This is a genomic window from Bacillus thuringiensis (assembly GCF_001182785.1).
Classification (GTDB): domain Bacteria; phylum Bacillota; class Bacilli; order Bacillales; family Bacillaceae_G; genus Bacillus_A; species Bacillus_A thuringiensis_S.
Genome location: NZ_CP012099.1, coordinates 4,213,153 through 4,238,858, shown reverse-complemented (window position 1 = coordinate 4,238,858; position 25,706 = coordinate 4,213,153). Strand labels below are relative to the sequence as shown.

Sequence of the window (25,706 nt, the reverse complement as noted above, 5' to 3'; positions counted from 1 at the left end):
TGTAGAAAGATGAGAGTTGTTTTACAACGATCAAAGGAAGCGTCTGTCACAGTAAATGGTGAGATTGTAGGGCAAATTCCGTTCGGTCTAACATTGCTAGTTGGCATTACGCACGAAGATACAGAAAAAGATGCAACTTACATTGCAGAAAAAATTGCGAACTTACGTATTTTTGAAGATGAGAGCGGAAAGATGAATCATTCTGTACTTGATGTAGAAGGACAAGTTCTATCTATTTCGCAATTTACATTATACGGAGATTGTCGCAAGGGAAGACGTCCAAACTTTATGGATGCTGCGAAACCTGACTATGCAGAGCATTTATACGATTTCTTTAATGAAGAAGTTCGCAAACAAGGATTGCATGTGGAAACAGGGAAGTTCGGAGCAATGATGGACGTTTCTTTAATCAATGATGGTCCGGTGACCTTAATTGTAGAAAGTAAATAGTGTTGATAAAAAAAGAGAGGATTATATAATCCTCTCTTTTTTATACATTTCGGCAATTCATCTTCATCTGATTTGTGTTACGGGTGAAGCCTAACAATTCAGGTGAAGATGAATTGCCGTGAGAAGGTAGGTTGAACCCTTTTTGTTTCGTTCATAACAATTTTTTGATGGCGAATGTTTGTTTCTTTTTGTCTTACGATATAATCTGTTGTAGATAAGGAGGGAATATATCGTAAGACAACGAAATTGGATAATAATCATTATTCGATTACTTGAGCTAAAAGAAATTTCGATGAAGAACATGTTCATATTTTGTTCCGTTTCATTCCAAATATTGATTTGTCAAAAGTAATGAATAATTTTAATGAACTCTCTAAGAAAGGTGGTGAAAACAATGGCTAGAAAGAAAGCAGTGAAAGTATTACGAAAACAAAAGAAAAGAGAAACCATGCAACGATTCACGCAAAAACAGAATATCGGACGGGCTTGCCTCACAGCTAAAGAATTCCGCTTACTGCAACGCATGTCACATAGTTCAAAAGCATTGCGAAATGTTGGATTGTACACAATGAAACAAAGTTATTTGAACCATAATAAAATGGCTACTGTAAAAGAAGTGGATACTGCCATGCAAGCTGATATGAATTACTCGGGCATTCAATCAAACTCTGTTCAGGCCATTCGTAGAGCCTTATATGCAGAAGTAAAAAGCTTTTTTAAAGCATTGGAACAGTGGAAGAGAAAACAAGAAACCTTCGCAGGTCGTCCTAAGTTTCCGAATTATTCTCGTTCAACTGACAAACGAATTATTGAGATCTATCAAGTTCCAAAAGTGGATAATAACGGGTATTGGATGATTCCGATGAATGTTGCATTCAGAAAAAAATTCGGTTCCATTAAAATACGTATGCCTAAAAACTTAAGAAATAAAAAAATCTCCTACATTGAAATTGTACCGAAGCAAAAAGGTCGGTTCTTTGAGGTGCATTACACATATGAAATGCACGTTTCTCAAATGAAGAAACCATCCACGACTACTAGTAGCGCTTTGAGTTGCGATTTAGGTGTAGACAGATTAGTAAGTTGCGCAACCAATACAGGTGATGCATTTTTAATTGATGGAAAAAAACTAAAATCCATTAACCAATACTTCAACAAAATGATGCGTAATCTGCAACTGAAAAATATAGAAAATGGACTTTCAAAACGTGTTGTAACGAATAGAATGGCTGCACTTTGGCATAAACGAGAACGACAAATAAATGGTTACATTTCACAAACTGTAGGCCTGTTGTTTAAAAAAGTGAAAGCATGTAACATAGATACGGTTGTCGTAGGGTATAACGCTGGTTGGAAACAAAAATCTGATATGGGAAAAAAGAATAATCAAACATTTGTGCAAATCCCATTTCATAAATTGATTGCAGCGATTGAGAATAAATGTATAAAAGAAGGTATACGATTTTTAAAACAAGAAGAAAGCTATACTTCAAAAGCTAGTTTTCTTAATAAGGATCCGGTTCCTGTTTGGTCTAAGGAAGATAGGACGCATTATCTCTTTAGTGGCAAACGAATCACTCGTGGTCTGTACCAAAGTAAAGCAGGAACGTGTATCCATGCTGATATTAATGGTGCATTGAATACATTGCAAAAATCAAAGGTTGTAGAATTGGATGACAATCTCAAAGTGAAAACGCCGATTCTATTAGAAGTGCAAAAACGTAAGGCTGTTGCTTCGCGCATAGCTTAGTGGGTGCGTCAACCATCCATGTGTACTCGACTTGTCGGGGCTTGTAGCACACGCCGGATTCATCTGAGTGGTGGCTTCTTCCATAAGGAAGAACTGCTCTTTTTCAAAAGGGTGGTGCAAGTGGGAAAACGATAGTTCATTGCCAGTACCAACCAAAAACATACTTGGGGTGTTACCGTAAGGTGGCATGAATTCTAGAGCGTCAAACTGTCTGAAAAGACCTAGATTTCTAACTCAAGCCCTCACTGAAACGTTTTAACCCAGTGGGGGAGTTGACACATTGTTGTATGTTTTGTTCATTTATCCCGCTATTTGTAGACAGTGGCCTCCCACGGATTAAAGGTTCACTTTCTTTGGAATCAATAGCTTCTGCATTTATGTATAACTCTCTCATCAATATGGAACAATAAAAAGTAAAACATCCATATTGAATGTGAGGGATATACGTATGCGTATGAATGAAAAAGGGCATTCTGTTACAAATGGTGCAAATCAACTATTTAACGTGAATTTTCATGATTTTATTTCAAAAGAGCAAAACAATACTTCAATGGAGCTTGCTTCCGAGTTTGGGATTTCTCTTCAAGATGTAAAGCGTTTAAAGAAGCAGATTGAACGTTCTTAGAGCACTTGACAATCCTACTTAACAAACGTATAGTAATTTTATATTTACATATGAATATAACCGTTGATAGAGAAGAGTAAATGAGACACACATGGAAAGAGAAGGAATGTCTTAGGCTGAAAACATTTCTGCATGATGACTGATTGAATGACACTCTAGAGGTTTCAACTTGAACGGCATATATGCTTAGTAGGGATGAACGCATATTTAAGCGTTATTAAAAAAGTGGAAGCATACGTGCTTCAATTAGGGTGGCACCACGGGTATAATACTCTCGTCCCTACTGTTTAAACAGTAGAGGCGGGAGTTTTTTTATTTTTATTAAGATTAAAACAATTTGAGGAGGAACTGAATATGTCTATTCAAATCCCACGCGGAACGCAAGATATTCTTCCAGGCACTGTTGAGTTATGGCAGTATATCGAAGGGCAAGCACGCGAAATTTGCCGTCGTTACAATTATAAAGAAATTCGTACACCAATTTTTGAGCACACTGAGCTATTTTTACGCGGTGTTGGTGATACGACAGATATCGTACAAAAAGAAATGTACTCATTCCAAGATCGTGGAGAGCGCAGTTTAACATTACGTCCAGAAGGTACTGCACCTGTTGTACGTTCTTACGTTGAAAATAAAATGTTTGGTGATGCAACACAACCAACGAAATTATACTATATCGGTCAAATGTTCCGTTATGAAAGACCACAAGCAGGTCGCTATCGTCAATTCGTACAATTCGGTATCGAAGCAATCGGCAGTAATGACCCTGCAATTGATGCAGAAGTAATTGCACTTGCTGTTGAATTTTACCGCGGCATGGGCTTGAAAAATATTAAAGTTGTATTAAACAGTTTAGGTGACGCAGCGAGCCGTCAAGCACACCGTGATGCATTAATCGCACACTTTGAGCCACGTATCGGCGAATTCTGTTCTGACTGTCAATCTCGCTTAGAAAAGAACCCACTTCGAATTTTAGACTGTAAGAAGGACCGTAACCATGAATTAATGGCAACAGCACCATCTATTACAGAATACTTAAACGAAGATTCAGCAGTATACTACGACAAAGTTCAAGAACTATTAACGATGATGGATGTTCCATTTGAAAAAGATCCGAACTTAGTGCGTGGTTTAGACTACTACCAACACACTGTTTTTGAAATTATGAGTGAGGCAGAAGGTTTCGGTGCGATCACTACATTAAGCGGTGGTGGCCGTTATAACGGACTTGTACAAGAAATCGGTGGACCAGAAATGCCAGGTATCGGTTTTGCAATGAGTATTGAACGTTTAATTATGGCGCTAAAAGCTGAAAACATTGAATTACCACTTGAACATAGCATTGATTGTTACGTTGTAGCGCTTGGTGAAAAAGCGAAAGACCATGCTGCAAAAGTTGCGTTCGATCTTCGTAAAGCTGGGTTATCAGTTGAAAAAGATTATTTAGATCGCAAAATGAAAGCACAATTTAAATCAGCAGATCGTCTAAAGGCGAAATTTGTAGCTGTATTAGGAGAAGATGAGCTAGATAAAGGCATCATTAACTTAAAAGATATGGCAACAGGTGAACAAGAAGAAGTAGCGTTAGATGTATTTGCTTCATACGTAGCAGAGAAATTAATATAGGGGGAACTTACAGTGGCTGAAAGAACACATGCATGTGGAAAAGTAACAGTAGAAGCTGTTGGACAAACAGTTCAATTAAAAGGTTGGGTACAAAAACGCCGTGACTTAGGTGGATTAATCTTTATCGATTTACGTGACCGTACAGGTATCGTACAAGTTGTATTTAACCCAGAAACATCAAAAGAAGCGTTAGAAGTAGCAGAAACAATTCGTAGCGAATACGTATTACACATAGAAGGTACAGTTGTTGAACGTGGTGAAGGCGCAATTAATGACAATATGGCAACTGGTCGTATTGAAGTACAAGCAACGAAAGTAAATGTATTAAACGCAGCGAAAACAACGCCAATTATTATTGCTGATGATACAGATGCATCAGAAGATGTGCGTTTAAAATATCGTTATTTAGACTTACGTCGACCTGTAATGTTCAACACATTCAAAATGCGTCATGACGTAACAAAAACAATTCGTAACTTCTTAGATACAGAAGAGTTTTTAGAAGTTGAAACACCAATTTTAACGAAGAGCACACCAGAAGGAGCTCGTGACTATTTAGTACCAAGTCGTGTACATGATGGTGAATTCTATGCATTACCACAGTCACCACAGTTATTTAAACAGCTTCTTATGGTCGGCGGATTTGAGCGTTACTATCAAGTAGCACGTTGTTTCCGTGACGAAGATTTACGTGCAGATCGTCAACCAGAATTCACGCAAATCGATATTGAAGCTTCATTCTTAACACAAGATGAGATTTTAGAAATGATGGAGCGTATGATGACGAAAGTTATGAAGGATGCAAAAGGTGTAGAAGTTAGTGCACCATTCCCTCGTATGAAATATGCTGATGCAATGGCTCGTTACGGTTCTGATAAGCCAGATACACGCTTTGAAATGGAACTAACAGACTTATCTGAGTTTGCAGCAGGTTGTGGCTTTAAAGTGTTTACAAGTGCTGTAGAAAGCGGCGGACAAGTAAAAGCAATTAATGCAAAAGGTGCTGCAAGTAAATACTCTCGTAAAGACATCGATGCATTAACTGAATTCGTGAAAGTATACGGTGCAAAAGGTCTAGCTTGGCTTAAAGTTGAAGAAGACGGCTTAAAAGGACCGATTGCGAAATTCTTTGGTGAAGAAGATGCAAACGTGTTAATGAGTACATTAGAAGCTACTGCTGGCGACTTATTACTATTCGTAGCAGATAAGAAGAGCATTGTTGCAGATAGCTTAGGCGCACTTCGTTTACGTCTAGGTAAAGAGCTTGAGTTAATTGATGAAAGTAAATTTAACTTCCTATGGGTAACTGATTGGCCACTTCTTGAGTACGATGAAGATGCAGATCGTTACTTCGCAGCTCATCATCCATTCACAATGCCATTCCGTGAAGACGTTGAGCTATTAGAAACAGCGCCAGAAAAAGCGCGTGCACAAGCATATGACCTTGTATTAAACGGTTATGAGCTTGGTGGTGGATCACTTCGTATTTACGAGCGTGACGTACAAGAAAAAATGTTCAAAGCACTTGGATTCTCACAAGAAGAAGCGCAAGAGCAATTCGGGTTCTTATTAGAAGCATTCGAATACGGTACACCACCACACGGCGGAATCGCATTAGGTTTAGATCGTCTTGTTATGTTACTTGCAGGCCGTACGAACCTTCGTGATACAATTGCATTCCCGAAAACAGCAAGCGCAAGCTGCTTATTAACAGAAGCTCCAAGCCCAGTTGCAGAAGCACAGCTTGAAGAGTTAAACTTGAAATTAAGCTTGAAAGAAGAGAAGTAAGAATAGGGTCTAGATGGTTATACTATAACCATCTAGACTTTTTTTGAGGGGAAGTTTAAAAAGTCCGGTTCTCGAGTAGTTAAAGCTACACTGCGCTCCTCCTGGCATAAGCGCCTCGATCTGCTCGGTTCTTTAAATCCTCTTTTTTAAACGTGTATTTAGGAAGAAGTAAAATTCTGGTCTATGTTTTCATTCTCGAAATATGTATTTTTAGGAATTCTATAACTTTTTCTATACAAATAGTCGGAAAAACGCTAGAATACATGGTAGACCATTTTTGTAATAGGAGTGTAGAGCTGAATGTTACATCAATTTTCACGTAATGAATTAGCCTTCGGTAAAGAAGGACTTGAAATATTAAAAAATAGTACAGTCGGTATTTTAGGAATTGGCGGCGTAGGGTCATTTTCAGCTGAAGCGTTAGCGCGTTCTGGAGTAGGACGTCTCGTATTAGTTGATAAAGACGTTGTAGATATTACAAACGTAAACCGTCAAATTCACGCTTTAGTATCTACTGTAGGACGTTCAAAAGTAGAATTAATGAAAGAGCGTATTGCAGACATTAATCCGGAATGTGAAGTAATTGGACTAGAAATGTTTTATACAGATGAAACATATGAAGAGTTCTTTAAACACGGTTTAGATTTCGTAGTGGATGCATCTGATACGATTACGTTCAAAATCCATTTAATTAAACAATGTTTACGTCGTAAAATTAAAATTATCTCATGTATGGGTGCAGCAAATAAAATGGACCCAACTCGTTTCCGTATTGCGGACATTTCTAAAACACATACAGATCCGATTGCGAAAGTAATTCGTACGAAGCTTCGTAAAGAGGGTATTAAAAAAGGTGTAAAAGTTGTCTTCTCTGACGAAAACCCAATCGTAATTCGTGAAGAAGTACGTAAAGAAATCGTACCAGACGAGAATGCAAAAATTCGTAAAGCGAAATTACCCCCTTCTTCAAATGCATTCGTACCATCTGTGGCAGGCTTAATTATGGCAAGTCACGTTGTACGTGAACGTATTAAAAATGTAGAAGTGAAACGTGTAGGGCAAGAATAAAAGAAAAGCATATATCCATTTTGGATATATGCTTTTTTATATGTATTAAAGAAATATGGATATTTGCATCACTACTAGTTCAAATGTAAGTAAGGTTAGTAAGTAATAATCATATTTATCTGATTTATAGGCGGATGTCTTTTTTAGACTGTTAATGGTGAAAAGAGCTAAAGTCAGGACGAGAAAGCCAAGAGTTATTTTGAAGATTATTAATGAAATAGCAACCATCTCCCTTTAAAGGTATATGTTTATAATAACATTTTAGTAAAAATTATCCAATCTATTTTAGGAGTTTCCTTGTATGACAGGGAGGAATGTTATTGTCAATCTTTGTCGTTAAATCGATCTCCTTTATTGAATCGTTGATATATTGCAAGTTGTGATAGATATATTTGAAAAATCGTTGATATATTGCAAGTTGTGATAGATATATTCGAAAAACCGTTGATATATTGCAAGTTACGATAGATATATTCGAAAAATCGTTGATATAAATTCATTTACCAACATGTATATATATGGTTCACCGAAAACAAACAAGGATGTCACTTAGTTAAAAAAGTGACATCCTTGTTTGTTAATTCTCTGCAGAATATATAATATCTAAATTTCCATTTTGATCTGTCTTGAAAATGGGAGCAATCTGTTCTTCTTGTTCTTCAACCGAAACAAGTTTTCGAGCGCGATCCATAATTCGAACAAGCATCGCGTAATCTTCTTCGATTGCTTGTTGTTTTTTTGTGAGTACTGCTAATTTCGTTTCAAGTTCATGATTTGTTTTTTGCAGAGAAATGAGCTGAGCTTGTAATACATCATTTTCAGTTTGCAACTTTGCAAGTGAAGGATTTTTATGTTCTAAATTTTGTAAAAATGAGATGACATTTTGCATTGTAAGATCTTGTTTACTTGGCGTAATATCTTCTGAAAAATCGGCGTCAATTACCAGTTGCTTCGTTTTTGTGAACCGATCTTTTTCTATATTAGCTTCAGAACGTTTTAATTCTTTACGTTGTTTTTTTGCAAGCTGCACCGCATCTTCGTAATTCGGTCTTACTTCAGCATTCCATCTAAAACCACAAGCTGCGGAAGTGCGATTTAAAGCGTCGCCGACTTCATCAAACGCTTTTATTTGTGTGCTTCCGCTGCGAATATGTCGCAAAACAGTTTCTGCTAAAAGGAGATCATCTTCTTTTGTCCATGCATCTTGACGTGTTTTCATAAGCGAAGCCTCCATAATGGTGACGTTTTCGTTTATGTTACCCTTTATTTTTCGTTTTATTCGAAGTTTGTAATCTTTCATAAACGGTAGAAAGTGTTTGCTCAAATTTTCCTGTCGTTTTTGGTTTATAATATTGCTTGTTTTTTATTTTATCAGGTAAGTATTGTTGCCTTACCCAGCCGTTTGGATGGTCGTGTGGATATAAATATCCAATGCCTCTTCCGAGTGATTCTGCGCCTTTGTAATGACTATCTTTTAAATGGCTTGGAATGTCACCTGTTTGACCGTTGCGTAAATCGTGTAATGCAGCATCAAGTGCTTTATAAGCTGAATTTGATTTTGGTGATAAGCATAGCTCTATAACGGCATTTGCAAGTGGGATGCGTGCTTCTGGGAATCCAACTCGTTCAGCTGATTCAATTGCAGCTAGTGTACGCGGTCCAGCTTGCGGGCTAGCAAGTCCAATATCTTCATAAGCCATAATAAGAAGGCGTCTGCCAATACTTTGTAAATCCCCTGCTTCAATAAGGCGTGCTAAATAATGGAGCGCTGCATTTACATCACTTCCGCGCACTGATTTTTGAAATGCTGATAATACGTCATAATGAGCATCGCCGCCTTTGTCGTGAACGAAGCTCTTCTTTTGTAAGCATTCTTCTGCAATCTCGAGTGTGATTTCAGCCGCTTGATCGTCTGTAGTAAAGCTAGATAATACAGCAAGTTCAAGCGCGTTATAAGCGGAACGCATATCACCACCAGAGGCGTTTGCAAAGTGATGTAGTGCTTCATCTGTTACCGTTACAGCATATTCTCCAAGGCCTTTTTCTTTATCTTCTAAAGCTCTTTTTAACCCAATTAAAATATCATCTTCTGTTAGTGCGTGTAATTCGAAAATTTGACACCTGCTTCGAATAGCGGAGTTTATTGCATGGAATGGATTACTTGTCGTTGCACCAATTAAAGTAAGAAGTCCGCTTTCTAAGTGAGGTAATAGAAAGTCTTGCTTTGCTTTATCTAGACGGTGAACTTCATCTAAAATTAAAACGAGGTGTCGATGCATCTTTGCTTCTTGTACGACAACTTCCATATCTTTTTTATTGTGAGTAACAGCGTTTAATAGACGAAACGGGGTACCGGTACTTCCTGCAATTGCACTGGCAATGGATGTTTTTCCTGTACCTGGAGGACCGTATAAAATCATAGATTGAAAATGATTTGCTTGGACCATTCGCCATAAAATCTTTCCTTCACCAACTAAATGCTGTTGCCCAATAATTTCTTGAATATTTGTAGGGCGCATTCGATGTGCGAGTGGTTGTTTCATTTAGACCGTCTCCCTTAATATATAATCTCGTTCTATCGTATCATTTTTTTCTACGGAATTTGAAATAGGATGCTGTTTTATGGGAAAAATGAAGATGAATATTTTCATTTTTCTTTCAATTGTAATAATTTCCGAGTTTTTCAATGTGATTTTATGTTATCATTTTGATACACAAGTTGAAATTTCTTATAATACTATATTATGCTATAATTTCATAGGATTTTAAATTGTGTTCTTTTTATAAATAAGATATAACCAATAGAAGTGAAAATTTGAAAAGAGGTGCAAAATAGATGAAGATTTCAACAAAAGGCCGCTATGGCTTAACAATTATGATTGATCTTGCAAAAAAGTTTGGTGAAGGTCCAATTTCATTAAAATCAATTGCGCAGGCGCATGACTTATCCGAGCATTACTTAGAGCAATTAATTTCACCACTTCGTAACGCTCGTCTTGTAAAGAGTACGCGCGGGGCATATGGCGGATATGTATTATCTGATCAACCGGCTAACATTACAGCTGGGGATGTAATCCGTGTATTAGAGGGACCAATTAGTGTTGTAGAAATGATAGAAGAAGAAGAGCCAGCACAGCGCCAGTTATGGATGCGTGTTCGTGATGCGGTGCAAGAAGTGTTAGATAGTACAACGTTAGAAGATTTAGTACGTTATGAGGAAGAAAATCACGGGGGCTATATGTTTTACATTTAATTCCTTGTGAAACGATTTGGAAAGAAGGAGATTTAATGGAACGCATATACTTAGATCATGCTGCGACATCTCCGACTCACCCAGAAGTGGTCGAAAAGATGATTCCATATATGACAGAAATATTCGGGAACCCGTCTAGTATTCACTTTTATGGACGTCAAACTCGTCACACAGTAGATGAGGCGAGACGAGTGTGTGCACGCAGCATTCATGCGAATCCGAATGAAATTATATTTACGAGCGGTGGTACAGAAGCTGATAATTTAGCGCTTATAGGTGTAGCACGTGCGAACCGTCATAAAGGTAACCACATTATAACGACGCAAATTGAACATCATGCGATTTTGCATACGTGCGAATTGTTAGAGCGTGAAGGGTTTGAAGTGACATATTTACCTGTCGATGAAACAGGACGCATTCAAGTTACTGACATACAAAAGGCATTAACTGAAGAGACGATTCTTGTATCTATTATGTTTGGGAATAATGAAGTAGGGACAATGCAACCAATTGTGGAAATAGGAAAGCTGCTAAAAGAGCATCAAGCTTATTTCCATACAGATGCGGTACAAGCTTACGGTTTAGTAGAAATTGACGTGAAAGAGTTTGGTATTGATTTATTATCAATTTCAGCTCATAAAATTAATGGGCCAAAAGGTGTAGGGTTCTTATACGCTGGTGCAAATGTGAAATTTGAGCCGTTATTAATAGGCGGAGAGCAAGAAAGAAAACGCCGTGCTGGTACGGAAAATGTGCCTAGTATTGCTGGGCTTCAGCATGCAATTCTTATAGCTGAAAAAACTCGTGAGCAAAAAAATGCCCAATATGAAGAGTTTAAAGATATAATGGTATCTGTCTTCAAAAATGAAGGCATTACTTTCGAGGTAAACGGAAACTTAGAACATCGCTTACCGCATGTGCTTAATGTAAGTTTTACAGGAATGAACATTGAACCGTTTCTTGTGAACTTAGACCTAGCTGGCATTGCAGTATCAAGTGGTTCTGCTTGTACAGCTGGTTCGATTGATCCATCACATGTATTAGTAGCGATGTTTGGAAAAGACTCCGATCAAATACGTTCATCCGTACGCTTTAGTTTTGGACTTGGAAATACGAAAGAGCAAATTGAAAAAGCGGCGTACGAAACAGTGAAAATCGTGAAGCGATTAACACAAAATTAGCATGGGAGGTGACATGATGAACAAACTACCTCAAGAAACACGCGTTGTCATCGGAATGTCCGGTGGCGTCGATTCATCTGTAGCAGCACTTTTATTAAAAGAGCAAGGTTATGATGTAATCGGAATTTTTATGAAAAACTGGGATGATACAGATGAGAATGGTGTCTGCACAGCAACAGAAGATTACAATGATGTAATTGAAGTGTGTAACCAAATTGGTATTCCGTATTATGCAGTAAACTTTGAAAAACAATACTGGGATAAAGTATTTACTTACTTCTTAGATGAGTACCGAGCTGGTCGTACACCAAACCCAGATGTAATGTGTAATAAAGAAATTAAATTTAAAGCATTTTTAGAGCATGCAATTGCGCTTGGTGCCGATTATGTAGCAACAGGCCATTATGCACGCGTTGCTTATATGGACGGCGAATATAAAATGCTTCGCGGCGTTGATGACAATAAAGATCAAACATACTTCTTAAATCAATTAAGCCAAGAGCAATTATCAAAAACAATGTTCCCGTTAGGTGAATTAAAGAAACCGCAAATTCGTGAAATGGCGAAAGAAGCTGGCTTAGCGACAGCGGCGAAGAAAGATAGTACAGGTATTTGCTTCATTGGTGAGCGTAACTTTAAAGATTTCTTAAGTAACTACTTACCAGCACAACCAGGTGTAATGCAAACATTATCTGGTGAAGTGAAAGGAAAGCATGACGGTTTAATGTACTATACAATTGGACAACGTCATGGCCTTGGAATTGGTGGTAACGGTGATCCGTGGTTTGCTGTTGGGAAAAACTTGAAAGAAAACATTTTATATGTTGATCAAGGATTCCATAACGAACTTCTATATGGTGATGAAGTTATTGCTACGAATGTAGGATGGGTAAGTAACAAAGCAAAAGAAACAGAATTTAAGTGCACGGCGAAATTCCGTTATCGTCAAGAAGACAATAAAGTAACGGTTCAAATCGTTGATGAAAATACAGTTCGTATTCTTTGTGATGAGCCAATTCGTGCAATTACACCAGGACAAGCAGTTGTGTTCTATGATGGAGATGAGTGCTTAGGCGGTGCTACAATTGATGAAGTATACCGTAGTGGTAAGAAATTGGATTATTTAGGATAAATGAGAAGCCTCTGCCGATTAGCGGTTAGAGGTTTCTTTTACATAAAGCGAATTTTCGTTCGCTTGGAAAATACATTCTTTGTTATAATTTGTTGTAGAGGTGAAGGACATGTCAAACAAACTTGAAACAGGTATTCAATATATGCAAGAAGGAAACTGGGAAGAAGCAGCTAAAAATTTTACAGAAGCAATTGAAGAGAATCCGAAAGATGCGCTTGGATACATTAATTTTGCAAATTTATTAGACGTATTAGGTGATAGCGAGCGAGCGATTTTATTTTATAAACGTGCATTAGAGTTAGATGATAAATCTGCAGCTGCTTATTATGGCTTAGGAAACGTATATTATGGCCAAGAGCAATTTACTGAGGCGAAAGCTGTATTCGAACAAGCCATGCAAGCTGGATTACAATCAGCTGATGTAACATTTATGTTAGGTATTACACATGTACAGCTTGGAAATGATCGTCTTGCACTACCATTCTTACAAAGAGCAACAGAATTAGATGAAAACGATGTAGAAGCTGTATTCCAGTGCGGACTTTGCTTTGCACGACTAGAACATATTCAAGAGGCGAAACCTTATTTTGAAAAGGTATTAGAAATGGATGAAGAGCATGCAGATGCGTATTACAATTTAGGTGTTGCTTACGTATTTGAAGAAAATAACGAGAAAGCTCTCGCTTTATTTAAGAAAGCAACTGAAATTCAGCCAGATCACTTTTTAGCTGGTAATGGCGTTCGTTTATTAGAGCAAGAAGCTGAATAAGATAAAAATATAGTTTAATGGGTAGTTATCCCTCATCTAAAAAGGTGGGGGATGTACTGCTCATTAAAGTGAAAATATCGGAAAGGAGAGGAAAGATGGGAAATCAACATGCAATGGATTTGTTTGAGGAAGAGAAAAAATTTATAAAAGCGCAAGTTCTTCATACCATTTTCCACAACGAAGAAAACCTCTATTCCGTTGTCAGTATGAAAGTCATTGAAACGAATGAAACGTATGACGAAAAGAAAGTAATGATAAACGGTCATTTTCCCCGCATGCATGAAGATGAAGTGTTTACATTGACAGGTCACTTTAAGGACCATCCAAAGTATGGAAAACAATATATGGTTGAAACATTTAAAAAAGAATTGCCGCAAACAAAAGCAGGTATGGTGCAATATTTAGCGAGTGATTTATTTAAAGGGATAGGAAAGCGTACAGCGGAAAAAATTGTGGATCATCTCGGGGAACATGCTATTTCTAAAATTATGGATGACCCTGAGGCGTTAAATGGTGTTGTTAACAAACAAAAGGCTCAGGAAATATATGAGACAATTGTTGAACATCAAGGATTAGAGAAAGTAATGAGCTTTTTAAATGGTTACGGTTTTGGAACGAAACTTTCTATTAAGATTTACCAGCAATATAAAGAGATGACATTAGAAGTGATTCGTAATAATCCGTATCAACTTATTGAAGAAGTGGACGGGATTGGTTTTGGACGAGCGGATGATATAGGGCGTGCGTTAGGAATATCGGGTAATCACGACGACCGTGTACGAGCGGGATGTTTTTACACATTAGAGAATGTCTCATTGCAACTTGGTCACGTTTATATGAGGAAAGATCAACTTGTAAGAGAAACGATGTCACTTTTAAACAATCAAGAAGGAAGAGTGACTGAGGAAGATATTATAGGTTGTATTGAAACGATGCAAAGTGAAGGGAAAGTCATCATAGAAGAAGAACGAGTGTATTTAGCAACTTTATTCTACTCTGAAAAAGGTGTTGTAAAGTCTATTCGTCGATTGATGAATCAAGAGGAAACACCTTCATTTCCTGAAGCAGAAGTGTTAAAAACATTAGGTGAAATTGAAGAACAGTTGAATGTACAATATGCACCGTTTCAGCAAGAAGCGATTCAAACGGCACTTCATAAACCGATGATGTTATTAACAGGTGGACCAGGAACAGGGAAAACAACAGTTATTAAAGGAATTGTTGAAATGTACGCGTCTCTTCACGGATTATCGTTAAATCCTAATGAATACAGTGATGATAATCCATTTCCAATACTATTAACAGCTCCAACAGGAAGAGCAGCGAAGCGGATGAGTGAATCGACAGGACTTCCAGCTTGCACAATTCACCGTTTACTTGGCTGGACGCCAGAAGGATCTTTCCAGCGTAATGAAACGGATCCTGTCCAAGGTAAGCTCCTTATTATCGATGAATTTTCAATGGTTGATATTTGGCTTGCAAATCAGCTATTTAAGTCGCTGCCGACGAATATTCAAGTTATCGTTGTAGGTGATGAAGATCAGTTGCCATCTGTAGGACCTGGACAAGTATTAAAAGATTTATTAAATGCAGGCGCAGTTCCGACAGTGAAGCTTACTGAAATTTATCGTCAAGCAGAAGGCTCATCTGTTATTCAACTTGCCCATGCGATCAAAGACGGCACACTCCCGCCAGATTTAGCGCAAAATAAAAAAGATCGTTCGTTTATTAGCTGTACAGGGGCTCAAATTGTTGAGGTTGTGAAAAAAGTTTGCGAAAATGCTAAAACAAAAGGCTTTAGTGCAAGGGATGTCCAAGTATTAGCACCGATGTACCGCGGGCCTGCTGGTATTAATGTATTAAACGAAGCGCTGCAACAAGTATTTAACCCGAAAAGGGAAAAGAGTAAAGAAATCCAGTACGGTGATGTTGTATACCGAAGAGGCGATAAAGTATTGCAACTCGTTAATCAGCCGGAGAGCCAAGTGTTTAATGGTGATATCGGAGAAATTGTTTCGGTGTTTTATGCGAAAGAAAACGTTGAGCAACAAGATATGATTATCGTTTCATTTGATGGAATTGAGGTAACGTATACAAAGCCGGATTTAAATCAAATTACGCATGCATATTGTTGTTCCATTCATAAATCACAAGGTAGTGAATTTCCGATTGTTATTATGCCGATTGTGAAAAGTTACAACCGTATGTTACGCCGTAATTTAATTTATACGGGCATTACAAGAAGTAAGAAGTTCCTTATTATTTGCGGGGAGGAAGTAGCTTTCCAATCTGGTGTAAATCGCCTTGATGATGCAATGCGCCAAACAACTTTAGCTAGTCGCTTGCAGGAATCACAAGGAGAAGTACAGATGGTCACAGTTAATGGCGAGGAAATGGACGTGGAAAACATTTCACCGTATGATTTCATGTAACAAGGTGAAATTATATAGTGAAACTTTCAAACGCATAGCGTTGAAAGGCTCCAGCAATGTATAAATGAATGCGGTTTGGACATAATGGCGAATAGAATCTGGGAGACTGTAAGGAGATGAAAGCCATATGTTCATTTGTCCAAATTGCAAAGGGAAAGACATTGGAAAAATAGGTGTCAACCAATTTTATTGCTGGAATTGTTATATCGAATTATCGGTTTCAAAGGGGAAAATCCATACGCATCAAGTTGAGGAAGATGGTTCATTAAGCTCTCTTGATGATTTATTTGATGAGAATGAAAGAACGATCGGATAACGAAAAGGGGGATTTACTTTGAATCTACGCAATTCATTAATCGCATTAGGTGTTGGAGCCGCAGCATATCAATATGCTCGTAAGCAAGATGTATTTTCAAAACGCAATATGAAAAAAGCACGTAAGATGATTAAGTCTTACTTATAATCATTTCGATAAAGTGAAAAACTCCCTTATAGACGAGGGAGTTTTTTTATGCACTCATATGCAAATAAAAAAGTCCAATTTCTGAGAAAAGATAAGATAGACCGTAACAGCCAACGCCAAGTATTCCATACTGCCATAATTGCTTCGCTTTTTCTTTACGTGAGGAACGAATAAAGAACCCCTTCCAAATACCAAAGCCGATACAAATCCATTCAAGAATCATAAAAAGTGCTGATAATCCAAGCATAAACAAAACCATAATTAGCCCTCCTGATTACATTATTTCATGCTGTATTCTCAGGGGTGGTTGTCCTTGTTATGTTATTTATATGTACGTCTTTAAAAAACAGTATGGTCCGTATGAAAAGATTTTAAAAGTTTCACACATAACCTAACCCATTTATTTTCAAAATAAAGGTGGAGGAGGTTTTTCATGTGAAGAATCTTAAAATCATTTGGATATATCGTTTAGGATTATTGTTACTTGTTTTTCTTTGTTTGCTCGTCTTTTTAAAAATTAAGCCACTATGGGCACCGATTATTTTTGTATTTAAAGTAGCAATTACGCCGTTTCTTATCGCCTGTTTTATTGCGTATTTATTGCACCCTTTAATTGAAAAAATCCATAAGGAAGGAATGCCACGCACACTTGCTATTTTGCTCATTTACATTCTTTTCTTTGGTGGAATTGGTTATGGAATTTATAAAGGAACGCCAATCGTTATTAAACAGTTACAAGAGATTAATGAACAATTTCCGCAGTTTACAAAGATGTACGATTCGTGGATGGATGGTGTTACAGAACAAACAGCGAATTTCCCGTCGTTTATTCATGAAAAGGTGAAACAAATTTTTGGTGGTGTAGAAACGAAGATTCAAGCACTTTTAAATAAAGTGATGAGTACAGCGCGTGGTGTACTCGATTCATTGCTCATTATTTTCTTAATACCGTTCATTGTATTTTACATATTAAAAGATTATGGTGAGTTTTATCATATCTTTTGGAAATTAGCCCCAAGTAAATGGCGAGGTACGGGGCAAATGCTTGCAAAAGAAATTGATAAGTCACTTGGAAGTTATATTCGAGGGCAGTTATTTGTTTGCTTAGTATTAGGGAGCGTATCAGCTCTTTCTTTTTGGTTTATCGGTATGAAGTATCCATTATTGCTTGGTATTATTATTGGGGTAACGGATATAATCCCATACTTTGGTCCTATTTTAGGAGCAATCCCTACGTTAATGATTGCAGCAACGGTATCAACGAGTTTACTTATTAAGGCGGGGATTACGATTGCTATTTTGCAATTTGTGGAAAGTAACATTTTATCGCCTTACATTGTTGGTAAGTCACTTCGTATGCATCCTGTTATTATTATGCTTGCATTACTAGTTGGGGGGGAAGTAGCTGGTATTGTAGGATTACTAATATCGGTTCCGATTTTAGCAGTTATTCGTACTGTCATTGTTCATGTGAGACCTCTCTTGAAAAAAGAAGATGTGTAAGTATAGAAGCCCTCTATGTAAGAAATGGAGGGCTAATCATATATTTATTTAGAAAGCTGCTCGTGTATCTTTTGGACGAGGGAGCTCACATCATTTGTTTGAATATGTTTTATTTTTTTCCATTCATTATCATACATAAATACAATTTGATTGTTGAAAAGACGCTTTTGTTCTTTTAGATTAGAAATTTTTGCAAAAGAGTACTCTTCAAATATTGGATTCTTACTTACATCTGGTCCATAAAAGAATAGCCTTTTGTTCGTTAAAATCAATAGGCCTGGCCTTGCGACGGAACGATAAATAAATATGTCTAATGAACATGCTGCGTAAAATAATATCGTTTCGTCAGTCGCTAATATGTTTTTAGCTTTGTTAAGTAAGGTTGTCATTGTAATCGCTCCTTTATTTTGTTAATAACAATTTAATTATAGCAAAAAAAGTAATATTTAGAAAATTTTATAAATTATTATTGTAAGGAGATTCCAATTTATTAATAAACGCATAATATATGAAAAGGCTGTTAAGAATGAATAGTAGAATACCTATGATTAATAAGCGATTAATACAATATAAATGATTATCTACATTGACAAACTTAAGAGAATTCTATTATATTTAGTCATATAATACATTAAATCAATGACGGAACAAGTACGTTACAGTCCATTTATAGAGAGAAGCTTCCATATGGCTGAAAGAAGCTTTAAATGAAGGGTAACAGAAAGCTAATCCTGAGAGCAGCTAATCACTGCCGTCTTGCCACGTTACGGCACCATGAGGTGATGAATTGATTGTTATTGTAATCAATTCATAATTAGGGTGGTATCGCGAGTTAACTCTCGTCCCTTTTATAGGGGCGGGAGTTTTTTATATTTAAGGAGGAAAATACAATGAAACAACTAACAGGCGCACAAATTCGTCAAATGTTTTTAGACTTTTTCCAAGAAAAAGGACATGCAGTAGAACCTAGTGCATCACTAGTTCCACATGAAGATCCATCTCTTCTATGGATTAATAGTGGTGTAGCAACATTAAAAAAATATTTTGATGGGCGTGTAATCCCACAAAATCCACGTATTACAAATGCTCAAAAATCAATTCGTACAAACGATATTGAAAACGTAGGGAAAACAGCTCGTCACCATACATTCTTTGAAATGTTAGGAAACTTCTCAATTGGTGATTACTTCAAAGAAGAAGCAATTACATGGGCTTGGGAATTCTTAACGAGCGACAAATGGATCGGATTCGATAAAGAATTACTATCAGTTACAATCCATCCAGAAGATGAAGAAGCATTTACAATTTGGAATGAGAAAATGGGTGTTCCAAAAGAGCGTATTATCCGTTTAGAAGAAAACTTCTGGGATATCGGTGAAGGGCCAAGTGGACCGAATACAGAGATTTTCTATGACCGCGGAGAAGCTTACGGTAATGACTTTAGTGACCCAGAATTATATCCAGGCGGAGAAAACGAGCGTTACTTAGAAGTATGGAACCTTGTATTCTCTCAATTTAATCATAATCCAGATGGTTCATATACACCACTTCCTAAGAAAAACATTGATACAGGGATGGGTCTAGAACGTATGACATCTATCGTTCAAGATGTGCCTACGAACTTTGATACAGATCTATTCATGCCGATGATTGGTGCAACAGAATCAATTTCTGGTGAGAAATACCGTAATGGCGATTTAGAAAAAGATATGGCATTTAAAGTAATTGCTGACCATATCCGTACAGTAACATTTGCTGTTGGTGACGGTGCTCTTCCTTCTAACGAAGGCCGTGGTTATGTATTACGTCGTTTATTACGCCGCGCTGTTCGTTATTCGAAGAAATTAAACATTAACCGTCCATTCATGTTTGAATTAGTACCGGTTGTTGGAGAAGTAATGAAAGACTTCTATCCAGAAGTACTTGAAAAGAAAGATTTCATTGCGAAAGTTGTGAAAAACGAAGAAGAGCGTTTCCATGAAACACTTCATGATGGTGAAGCGATTTTAGCTGAAGTTATTACAAAAGCAAAAGAAGAAAAAACAACTGTTATTTCTGGAGTAGATGCGTTCCGTCTATATGACACATACGGTTTCCCAATCGAATTAACAGAAGAATATGCAGAAGAAGCTGGTATGACAGTTGATCATGAAGGCTTTGAAAATGAAATGGAAAAACAACGTGAGCGTGCACGTGCTGCTCGTCAAGACGTTGACTCAATGCAAGTTCAAGGCGGTGTACTTGGAGAAGTTAAAGTAGCGAGTGAGTTCGTTGGTTACGGTACAGTTGCAACAGAAAGTAACGTTGTTGCACTTGTGAAAAACGGCGAATACACAGACAGTTTACAAGCTGGTGAAGAAGGACAATTAATGCTTGATGTAACACCATTCTATGCTGAGAGCGGTGGACAAATTGCAGACCGTGGTTACCTTCTTGCGGATGGTGTGAAAGTTCTTGTAAAAGACGTACAAAAAGCACCAAACGGTCAAAACTTGCATAAAGTTGTTGTTGAAGAAGGTACATTAACGAAAGATGCGGCTGTAAAAGCTATTATCGATACGAAAAACCGTAGTAGCGTTGTAAAAAATCATACAGCAACTCACTTACTACACCAAGCATTAAAAGACGTACTTGGAACACACGTTAACCAAGCAGGTTCTCTTGTAACTTCTGAACGTCTACGCTTTGACTTCTCTCACTTCGGTCAAGTACAAGCTGACGAATTAGAAAAAATTGAGCGTATGGTAAACGAGAAAATTTGGGAAAGTATTGATGTTGAGATTTCTCAAAAAGCAATCGAAGAAGCGAAAGAAATGGGCGCAATGGCATTATTCGGTGAAAAATACGGAGATGTTGTACGTGTTGTACAAGTTGGCGATTACAGCTTAGAGCTTTGTGGTGGTTGTCACGTTGATAATACAGCTTCTATCGGTATTTTCAAAATCGTTGCTGAGTCTGGTATCGGTGCAGGAACTCGTCGTATTGAAGCAGTAACTGGTAAGTCTGCATACGAATTAATGAACGATCAAGTAGGTTTATTAAAAGAAGCAGCAGGAAAAATGAAAACAAATCCGAAAGATATTTTAACAAGGGTTGATGGTCTATTTGCTGAAGTGAAACAACTGCAAAAAGAAAATGAATCTCTTGCTGCGAAATTAAGCAATATCGAAGCTGGAAACTTAACTGATTCTGTAATGACAGTTGATGGTGTGAATGTATTAGCAGCGAAAGTAAATGTTGCAGATATGAACAACTTACGTACGATGATGGATGATCTAAAAAATAAATTAGAGTCAGCAGTTGTTGTATTAGCGTCTGTTAATGACGATAAAGTAAACATCCTAGCAGGTGTAACGAAAGACTTAATTAGCCAAGGTTACCATGCTGGTAAGCTTGTGAAAGAAGTAGCCTCTCGTTGCGGCGGTGGCGGTGGCGGCCGTCCTGATATGGCACAAGCAGGCGGTAAAAACCCAGCTCAAGTCGAAGAAGCTTTAGCATTTGTACAAGAGTACGTTAAATCTGTTTCAAAATAAAGAGATAGTAGTGTACAATGGTAGGGAGAGGAGAAGTTCTTCTCCCTATACTTACTATATAAGTGAGGTGCTTGAAATGGACGGTTTTGATAAAACAATGAAGTTTAGCATTCAAGATGAAAAACAGAGTGTCCATGTAAATGATGTACTTTTAACTGTGTATGATGCACTTCAAGAAAAAGGCTATAATCCGATTAACCAAATCGTCGGTTATTTATTAAGTGGAGACCCAGCATACATACCTCGCCATAAAGATGCACGTAGCATCGTTCGCAAGCTTGAACGTGATGAAATCATTGAAGAGCTTGTGAAGTCTTACTTGAAACATCATCGTGAGGAGTAGTTTATGCGGATATTAGGTTTAGATGTAGGTACAAAAACAGTCGGAGTTGCAATTAGCGACGAAATGGGCTGGACAGCACAAGGATTAGAAACAATTAAGATTAACGAAGAACGAGGTCACTTTGGTTTTGATCGTATTTCTGAGTTAGTAAAGCAGTACGATGTGGATAAAATAGTAGTAGGTTTACCTAAAAATATGAATGGTACAATTGGCCCACGTGGTGAAGCGTGCCAGCAATTTGCAGAAAACCTACGAGAGCTGTTACAATTAGACGTTGTAATGTGGGACGAGCGTTTGTCAACGATGGCAGCGGAACGTCTACTCATTTCAGCTGATGTAAGCCGTAAGAAGCGAAAGCAAGTAATCGATAAGATGGCTGCAGTCGTAATCTTACAAGGATTTTTAGATAGAAAATAAGAGGTGACCAAAATGGAAGAACGTCAAATTACAATTGTAGACGAAAAAGGTAACGAACATTTATGTGAAATTATTTTCACTTTTGATGCTGAAAAATTTGGTAAAAAATCATACGTAATCTTCTCTCCAATCGGTGAAGTAGATGAAGATGGAGACCCAATTTATGATGCAATGGCTTATGAGCAAAATGAAGAAGAGGGCGGAGTTTTACTTCCAATCGAATCTGAAGAAGAGTGGGAAATGGTACAAGAAACGTTCAACACTATTGCTGATGAGCAAGAAGCTGAATAATAAGTACTGAAAAGATGGACGATATACAGTCCATCTTTTTTTGTATTTATATGTAAAATGAAAGATTTTTTGTCGAAACTGTGTAAGTCTTTGTAGTATAATGAGACGGATTGTAGAAAAATAAAGTGTCTATTAAAAAAGATAAGTGAATTTGTTGCATTTTTACATCGTGCTGTATAGAAAGGTGTACATACGGTCTACAATTAAGTAAGGAGGAAATGTTTTGATAGAGAATCAAGTGAAAAAGAAGCGTAGACGCATCTTTTTATTTTCGATTATTGCACTGCTTTTAGTTTGTGGTTCAGTCTATGCGTATATTTCATCCGCATTAGGACCAGTTGATAGCGGGAATAAAAAAGAGATTGAAGTAGAAATTCCGAAAGGATCATCTACAAGTAAGATTGGAGAAATTTTAGAAGAAAAAGGCGCTGTGAAAAACGGTACAGTTTTTAGTTTTTATACAAAGGCTAAATCGAAAAGTTTACAAGCAGGTACATATTTATTAAATCCTTCGATGAATGCTAAAGATGTTATTGAACAAATGTCATCTGGCAACGTGCATCGTCCAGCTCTTTATAAAGTGACGATCAAAGAAGGAGCGCAAGTAACTGAAATTGCAGAAACGATTGCGACAGAACTAAAGTGGAATAAAGACGATGTTACGCGTCAATTAAACGATAAAGCATTTATTCAAAAAATGCAGCAAAAGTATCCGAAGTTATTAACGGATAAAATCTTTGATAGTAATATTAAATACCTATTAGAAGGTTATTTATATCCTGCGACGTATTCGTTTTATAAGAAAGATACGACGTTAGAAGAAATCGTAATTCCGATGCTTGAGAAAACAAATGCAATCATTGTTCAAAATGAGGCGAAAATGAAAGCGAAGAACTGGGATGTTCATCAGCTTTTAACATTATCTTCACTTATTGAAGAAGAGGCAACTGGTTTTACAGATCGTCAAAAGATCTCTAGTGTCTTTTATAATCGTTTAGCGAAAGGTATGCCGCTTCAAACGGATCCAACGGTATTATATGCACTTGGAAAGCATAAACAACGTGTATTATACGAAGATTTAAAGGTCAACTCACCGTACAATACGTATGTTGTAAAAGGATTGCCGGTAGGGCCGATCGCAAACTCTGGTAAACATTCAGTGGAAGCTGCGTTAGAACCTGCGCAAACAGATTATTATTATTTCTTAGCTGCACCAAGTGGTGAAGTGTACTATGCAAAAACATTAGAAGAGCATAATGCATTAAAGCAAAAATACATTACGAAAAAACAGTGAAATGGGGAGGGATAGCGAAAAAGGTCGCACATCCCTCTTTTTTGTGGTAAAATATATCGGGTTAAAAACTGGCAGAAGAATCGTTTTTAATATCAAAACGGGACGTACAAGCTAAGGGTAAAACTGGCTTGTATTTTTATTGCATTCTATGTGGGAAAAGACGTCATAGAGGCACTTCTCCATGTAAATAAGGAGGACCATTTATGGAGGATGCAGTTAACGAGTACCTATTATCATTTATTGATCCGAAAGATAAATTAATTCTTGAAATGGAAGAATATGCAACAGAAAATCATGTGCCGATTATGGATCGACTTGGAATGGAATTTATGCTGCAATTTTTACGTTTAATTGGACCGAAAAGCATTTTAGAACTTGGAACAGCAATCGGTTATTCTAGTATTCGTATGATGCAAGCTATTCCAAATTCACGTATTGTGACAGTTGAGCGCAATCGTGAGCGATATGAAAAAGCACTTGAATATATAGAACGTTCCCCAGTAACAGATCGTATTTCAGTTATTTACGGTGATGCGTTAGAGACAGGTGAACAAGTAAAAGAACACGGGACATTTGACGTTATTTTTATTGATGCAGCAAAAGGACAGTATCGTCGCTTTTTTGACTTATATGAACCGTTATTAAATCCTGGTGGCGTAATTATTTCAGATAATGTTATGTACCATGGTCTTGTAACGACAAAAGAGAAAATTGAAAACAGACGTACACGTGGTTTAATCCGTCGTATTAAGACGTACAATGAGTGGCTTATGAACCATGAAGGATATGATACAACGATTTTCCCAATTGGTGATGGAGTAGCTGTTAGTAAAAAGAGAGGGTGACCAAGGTATGAAAAAACCTGAATTGTTAGTAACGCCAAGAGCGGTGGCGGATATCGAACTTCTTGCGAAAGCAGGAGCAGATGCGGTAATGATCGGTGAGCAAAAGTTTGGTTTACGTTTAGCAGGGGAGTTTTCACGTGAAGATGTAAAACAAACTGTGAAGATTGCGCATGAAAATGGTGTGAAAGTATACGTAGCAATGAACGCTATGTTCCACAACGATAAAGTAGAAGAATTAACAGATTACGTTTCATTTTTAAATGAAGTAAATGTAGATGCAATTGTTTTCGGAGATCCAGCAGTATTAATGGCTGTTCGCGAAGTAGCGTCAAATATGCAGTTGCACTGGAATACAGAAACGACAGCAACAAACTGGTTCACTTGTAATTACTGGGGACAAAGAGGAGCGAAGCGTGCTGTATTAGCTCGTGAGCTGAGCTTAGATGAAATTGTTGATTTAAAAGAAAATGCTGAAGTGGAACTAGAAGTACAAATTCACGGTATGACTTGTATGTTCCAATCGAAGCGTTCATTAGTAGGAAACTACTTTGAGTATCAAGGACGTAATCTTGACATTGAAAAGAAAAAATATGAAGAGAATATGTTCTTATATGACCCAGAGCGTAACAATAAATATCCAATTTATGAAGATGAAAATGGTACTCACATTATGAGTCCGAACGATATTTGTTTCATCGATGAATTAGAGGAACTAATCGAAGCTGAAGTTGACAGCTTAAAAATCGATGGTGTACTAAAAAGCTCTGAATACATTATTGAAGTAACGAAGAAATATCGTCAAGCGATTGATTTATGTGTGGAAGATCGTGATGCATATTATGACGTGAAAGATGCTCTATATAAAGAAATAGAAGAAATGCAACCAGTAAATCGTCCGTTAGACACAGGATTCTTCTTTAAAGAAACGGTTTACTAAACGAGG

General features: G+C 37.2%; 26 protein-coding genes and 2 other annotated features. Of the genes, 22 read left to right on the top strand and 4 right to left on the bottom strand.

Annotation, left to right across the window (positions count from 1 at the left end; genetic code table 11):
- Positions 1-9 precede the first annotated feature (9 nt).
- From AC241_RS21865 to AC241_RS21840, 7 genes are all read left to right on the top strand, one after another.
- Entirely contained in the window at positions 10-450 is a 441-nt protein-coding gene (locus AC241_RS21865) for a D-tyrosyl-tRNA(Tyr) deacylase (RefSeq protein ID WP_016080209.1), read from the top strand.
- A gap of 312 nt (positions 451-762) precedes the next feature.
- Positions 763-852 carry a hypothetical protein gene (locus AC241_RS34370; protein ID WP_157671263.1) on the top strand — a complete coding sequence of 30 codons (90 nt, stop codon included), beginning with the start codon at positions 763-765 and terminating at the stop codon, positions 850-852.
- The gene (locus AC241_RS21860) at positions 845-2,200 is read left to right on the top strand and encodes an RNA-guided endonuclease TnpB family protein (protein WP_050844542.1); all 1,356 of its coding nucleotides are present in this window, start codon (positions 845-847) and stop codon (positions 2,198-2,200) included. The genes AC241_RS34370 and AC241_RS21860 overlap by 8 nt, the downstream gene beginning before the upstream one ends.
- A gap of 448 nt (positions 2,201-2,648) precedes the next feature.
- Entirely contained in the window at positions 2,649-2,825 is a 177-nt protein-coding gene (locus AC241_RS34870; RefSeq protein WP_001242605.1) for a hypothetical protein, read from the top strand.
- A 54-nt stretch (positions 2,826-2,879) separates the two neighbouring features.
- Positions 2,880-3,110, top strand: a binding site (T-box leader).
- Between the two features lie 69 nt (positions 3,111-3,179).
- Positions 3,180-4,451 (top strand): histidine--tRNA ligase, encoded by a 1,272-nt coding sequence (gene hisS / locus AC241_RS21850; RefSeq protein WP_000027079.1) that lies wholly within the window; start codon positions 3,180-3,182, stop codon positions 4,449-4,451.
- Between the two features lie 12 nt (positions 4,452-4,463).
- Positions 4,464-6,239 carry an aspartate--tRNA ligase gene (gene aspS / locus AC241_RS21845; RefSeq protein ID WP_029443349.1) on the top strand — a complete coding sequence of 592 codons (1,776 nt, stop codon included), beginning with the start codon at positions 4,464-4,466 and terminating at the stop codon, positions 6,237-6,239.
- Between the two features lie 300 nt (positions 6,240-6,539).
- Positions 6,540-7,307 carry a tRNA threonylcarbamoyladenosine dehydratase gene (locus tag AC241_RS21840; RefSeq protein ID WP_000903182.1) on the top strand — a complete coding sequence of 256 codons (768 nt, stop codon included), beginning with the start codon at positions 6,540-6,542 and terminating at the stop codon, positions 7,305-7,307.
- Positions 7,308-7,884: 577 nt separating this feature from the next.
- Here the strand turns inward: AC241_RS21840 and AC241_RS21830 are convergent.
- Together AC241_RS21830 and AC241_RS21825 are read right to left on the bottom strand one after the other, a co-directional pair.
- Entirely contained in the window at positions 7,885-8,526 is a 642-nt protein-coding gene (locus AC241_RS21830; RefSeq protein ID WP_029443348.1) for an RsfA family transcriptional regulator, read from the bottom strand.
- 37 nt (positions 8,527-8,563) lie between these two features.
- A complete protein-coding gene (locus AC241_RS21825) occupies positions 8,564-9,850 on the bottom strand; it encodes a replication-associated recombination protein A (protein ID WP_050844541.1) in 1,287 nt (428 codons plus the stop codon).
- 293 nt (positions 9,851-10,143) lie between these two features.
- Between AC241_RS21825 and cymR the strand changes: the two genes are divergently transcribed.
- The 7 genes from cymR to AC241_RS21790 all read left to right on the top strand — a co-directional run bounded on the left by cymR (position 10,144) and on the right by AC241_RS21790 (position 16,537).
- Positions 10,144-10,560, top strand: coding sequence for a cysteine metabolism transcriptional regulator CymR (gene cymR, locus AC241_RS21820; RefSeq protein WP_000704116.1), 417 nt, complete (start codon positions 10,144-10,146; stop codon positions 10,558-10,560).
- Between the two features lie 35 nt (positions 10,561-10,595).
- Positions 10,596-11,741, top strand: coding sequence for a cysteine desulfurase family protein (locus tag AC241_RS21815; RefSeq protein WP_016080212.1), 1,146 nt, complete (start codon positions 10,596-10,598; stop codon positions 11,739-11,741).
- A 16-nt stretch (positions 11,742-11,757) separates the two neighbouring features.
- On the top strand, positions 11,758-12,873 hold the full coding sequence (mnmA, locus tag AC241_RS21810) for a tRNA 2-thiouridine(34) synthase MnmA (RefSeq protein ID WP_016080213.1): 1,116 nt from the start codon (positions 11,758-11,760) through the stop codon (positions 12,871-12,873).
- Positions 12,874-12,982: 109 nt separating this feature from the next.
- Entirely contained in the window at positions 12,983-13,642 is a 660-nt protein-coding gene (locus AC241_RS21805) for a tetratricopeptide repeat protein (protein ID WP_000066406.1), read from the top strand.
- 95 nt (positions 13,643-13,737) lie between these two features.
- Positions 13,738-16,074, top strand: coding sequence for an SF1B family DNA helicase RecD2 (gene recD2, locus AC241_RS21800; RefSeq protein ID WP_000528080.1), 2,337 nt, complete (start codon positions 13,738-13,740; stop codon positions 16,072-16,074).
- 127 nt (positions 16,075-16,201) lie between these two features.
- Positions 16,202-16,390, top strand: a complete 189-nt coding sequence (locus AC241_RS21795; protein ID WP_000469281.1) for a hypothetical protein — start codon at positions 16,202-16,204, stop codon at positions 16,388-16,390.
- Positions 16,391-16,408: 18 nt separating this feature from the next.
- Positions 16,409-16,537, top strand: a complete 129-nt coding sequence (locus AC241_RS21790) for a YrzQ family protein (RefSeq protein ID WP_001053553.1) — start codon at positions 16,409-16,411, stop codon at positions 16,535-16,537.
- A gap of 46 nt (positions 16,538-16,583) precedes the next feature.
- On the opposite strand, the gene AC241_RS21785 is transcribed toward AC241_RS21790, so the two are convergent.
- Positions 16,584-16,796 carry a hypothetical protein gene (locus AC241_RS21785; RefSeq protein ID WP_000242539.1) on the bottom strand — a complete coding sequence of 71 codons (213 nt, stop codon included), beginning with the start codon at positions 16,794-16,796 and terminating at the stop codon, positions 16,584-16,586.
- Between the two features lie 176 nt (positions 16,797-16,972).
- Here AC241_RS21785 and AC241_RS21780 point away from each other — a divergent pair, with 176 nt between their 5' ends.
- Positions 16,973-18,040: an AI-2E family transporter gene (locus AC241_RS21780; RefSeq protein ID WP_050844540.1), complete on the top strand. Its 1,068-nt coding sequence runs from the start codon at positions 16,973-16,975 to the stop codon at positions 18,038-18,040.
- 44 nt (positions 18,041-18,084) lie between these two features.
- On the opposite strand, the gene AC241_RS21775 is transcribed toward AC241_RS21780, so the two are convergent.
- Positions 18,085-18,429 (bottom strand): PH domain-containing protein, encoded by a 345-nt coding sequence (locus tag AC241_RS21775; RefSeq protein ID WP_000209466.1) that lies wholly within the window; start codon positions 18,427-18,429, stop codon positions 18,085-18,087.
- Between the two features lie 241 nt (positions 18,430-18,670).
- Positions 18,671-18,890, top strand: a binding site (T-box leader).
- A 40-nt stretch (positions 18,891-18,930) separates the two neighbouring features.
- Here AC241_RS21775 and alaS point away from each other — a divergent pair.
- The 7 genes from alaS (at position 18,931) to AC241_RS21740 (ending at position 25,700) form a co-directional block, all read left to right on the top strand.
- Complete coding sequence (alaS, locus tag AC241_RS21770; protein WP_016080215.1) at positions 18,931-21,573, top strand: alanine--tRNA ligase; 2,643 nt, start codon at positions 18,931-18,933, stop codon at positions 21,571-21,573.
- Positions 21,574-21,649: 76 nt separating this feature from the next.
- Complete coding sequence (locus AC241_RS21765; RefSeq protein ID WP_000348591.1) at positions 21,650-21,916, top strand: IreB family regulatory phosphoprotein; 267 nt, start codon at positions 21,650-21,652, stop codon at positions 21,914-21,916.
- Positions 21,917-21,919: 3 nt separating this feature from the next.
- Positions 21,920-22,333, top strand: a complete 414-nt coding sequence (gene ruvX, locus AC241_RS21760) for a Holliday junction resolvase RuvX (RefSeq protein WP_001221190.1) — start codon at positions 21,920-21,922, stop codon at positions 22,331-22,333.
- A gap of 12 nt (positions 22,334-22,345) precedes the next feature.
- The gene (locus AC241_RS21755) at positions 22,346-22,624 is read left to right on the top strand and encodes a DUF1292 domain-containing protein (RefSeq protein ID WP_000392731.1); all 279 of its coding nucleotides are present in this window, start codon (positions 22,346-22,348) and stop codon (positions 22,622-22,624) included.
- Between the two features lie 223 nt (positions 22,625-22,847).
- The gene (gene mltG, locus AC241_RS21750) at positions 22,848-23,918 is read left to right on the top strand and encodes an endolytic transglycosylase MltG (protein ID WP_043938434.1); all 1,071 of its coding nucleotides are present in this window, start codon (positions 22,848-22,850) and stop codon (positions 23,916-23,918) included.
- A gap of 203 nt (positions 23,919-24,121) precedes the next feature.
- Positions 24,122-24,763 (top strand): O-methyltransferase, encoded by a 642-nt coding sequence (locus AC241_RS21745; protein WP_000389102.1) that lies wholly within the window; start codon positions 24,122-24,124, stop codon positions 24,761-24,763.
- A 7-nt stretch (positions 24,764-24,770) separates the two neighbouring features.
- The gene (locus AC241_RS21740) at positions 24,771-25,700 is read left to right on the top strand and encodes a peptidase U32 family protein (RefSeq protein ID WP_016080217.1); all 930 of its coding nucleotides are present in this window, start codon (positions 24,771-24,773) and stop codon (positions 25,698-25,700) included.
- The last annotated feature ends 6 nt before the right edge of the window (positions 25,701-25,706 follow it).

Bases quoted from the DNA above. Each gene is read 5' to 3' on its own strand.
- AC241_RS21865 (WP_016080209.1), top strand. From the start codon at position 10: ATGAGAGTTGTTTTACAACGATCAAAGGAAGCGTCTGTCACAGTAAAT.
- AC241_RS21860 (WP_050844542.1), top strand. From the start codon at position 845: ATGGCTAGAAAGAAAGCAGTGAAAGTATTACGAAAACAAAAGAAAAGA.
- AC241_RS34870 (WP_001242605.1), top strand. From the start codon at position 2,649: ATGCGTATGAATGAAAAAGGGCATTCTGTTACAAATGGTGCAAATCAA.
- hisS (WP_000027079.1), top strand. From the start codon at position 3,180: ATGTCTATTCAAATCCCACGCGGAACGCAAGATATTCTTCCAGGCACT.
- AC241_RS21840 (WP_000903182.1), top strand. From the start codon at position 6,540: ATGTTACATCAATTTTCACGTAATGAATTAGCCTTCGGTAAAGAAGGA.
- AC241_RS21830 (WP_029443348.1), bottom strand. From the start codon at position 8,526: ATGAAAACACGTCAAGATGCATGGACAAAAGAAGATGATCTCCTTTTA.
- AC241_RS21825 (WP_050844541.1), bottom strand. From the start codon at position 9,850: ATGAAACAACCACTCGCACATCGAATGCGCCCTACAAATATTCAAGAA.
- cymR (WP_000704116.1), top strand. From the start codon at position 10,144: ATGAAGATTTCAACAAAAGGCCGCTATGGCTTAACAATTATGATTGAT.
- AC241_RS21815 (WP_016080212.1), top strand. From the start codon at position 10,596: ATGGAACGCATATACTTAGATCATGCTGCGACATCTCCGACTCACCCA.
- mnmA (WP_016080213.1), top strand. From the start codon at position 11,758: ATGAACAAACTACCTCAAGAAACACGCGTTGTCATCGGAATGTCCGGT.
- AC241_RS21805 (WP_000066406.1), top strand. From the start codon at position 12,983: ATGTCAAACAAACTTGAAACAGGTATTCAATATATGCAAGAAGGAAAC.
- recD2 (WP_000528080.1), top strand. From the start codon at position 13,738: ATGGGAAATCAACATGCAATGGATTTGTTTGAGGAAGAGAAAAAATTT.
- AC241_RS21795 (WP_000469281.1), top strand. From the start codon at position 16,202: ATGTTCATTTGTCCAAATTGCAAAGGGAAAGACATTGGAAAAATAGGT.
- AC241_RS21785 (WP_000242539.1), bottom strand. From the start codon at position 16,796: ATGGTTTTGTTTATGCTTGGATTATCAGCACTTTTTATGATTCTTGAA.
- AC241_RS21775 (WP_000209466.1), bottom strand. From the start codon at position 18,429: ATGACAACCTTACTTAACAAAGCTAAAAACATATTAGCGACTGACGAA.
- alaS (WP_016080215.1), top strand. From the start codon at position 18,931: ATGAAACAACTAACAGGCGCACAAATTCGTCAAATGTTTTTAGACTTT.
- AC241_RS21765 (WP_000348591.1), top strand. From the start codon at position 21,650: ATGGACGGTTTTGATAAAACAATGAAGTTTAGCATTCAAGATGAAAAA.
- ruvX (WP_001221190.1), top strand. From the start codon at position 21,920: ATGCGGATATTAGGTTTAGATGTAGGTACAAAAACAGTCGGAGTTGCA.
- AC241_RS21755 (WP_000392731.1), top strand. From the start codon at position 22,346: ATGGAAGAACGTCAAATTACAATTGTAGACGAAAAAGGTAACGAACAT.
- AC241_RS21745 (WP_000389102.1), top strand. From the start codon at position 24,122: ATGGAGGATGCAGTTAACGAGTACCTATTATCATTTATTGATCCGAAA.
- AC241_RS21740 (WP_016080217.1), top strand. From the start codon at position 24,771: ATGAAAAAACCTGAATTGTTAGTAACGCCAAGAGCGGTGGCGGATATC.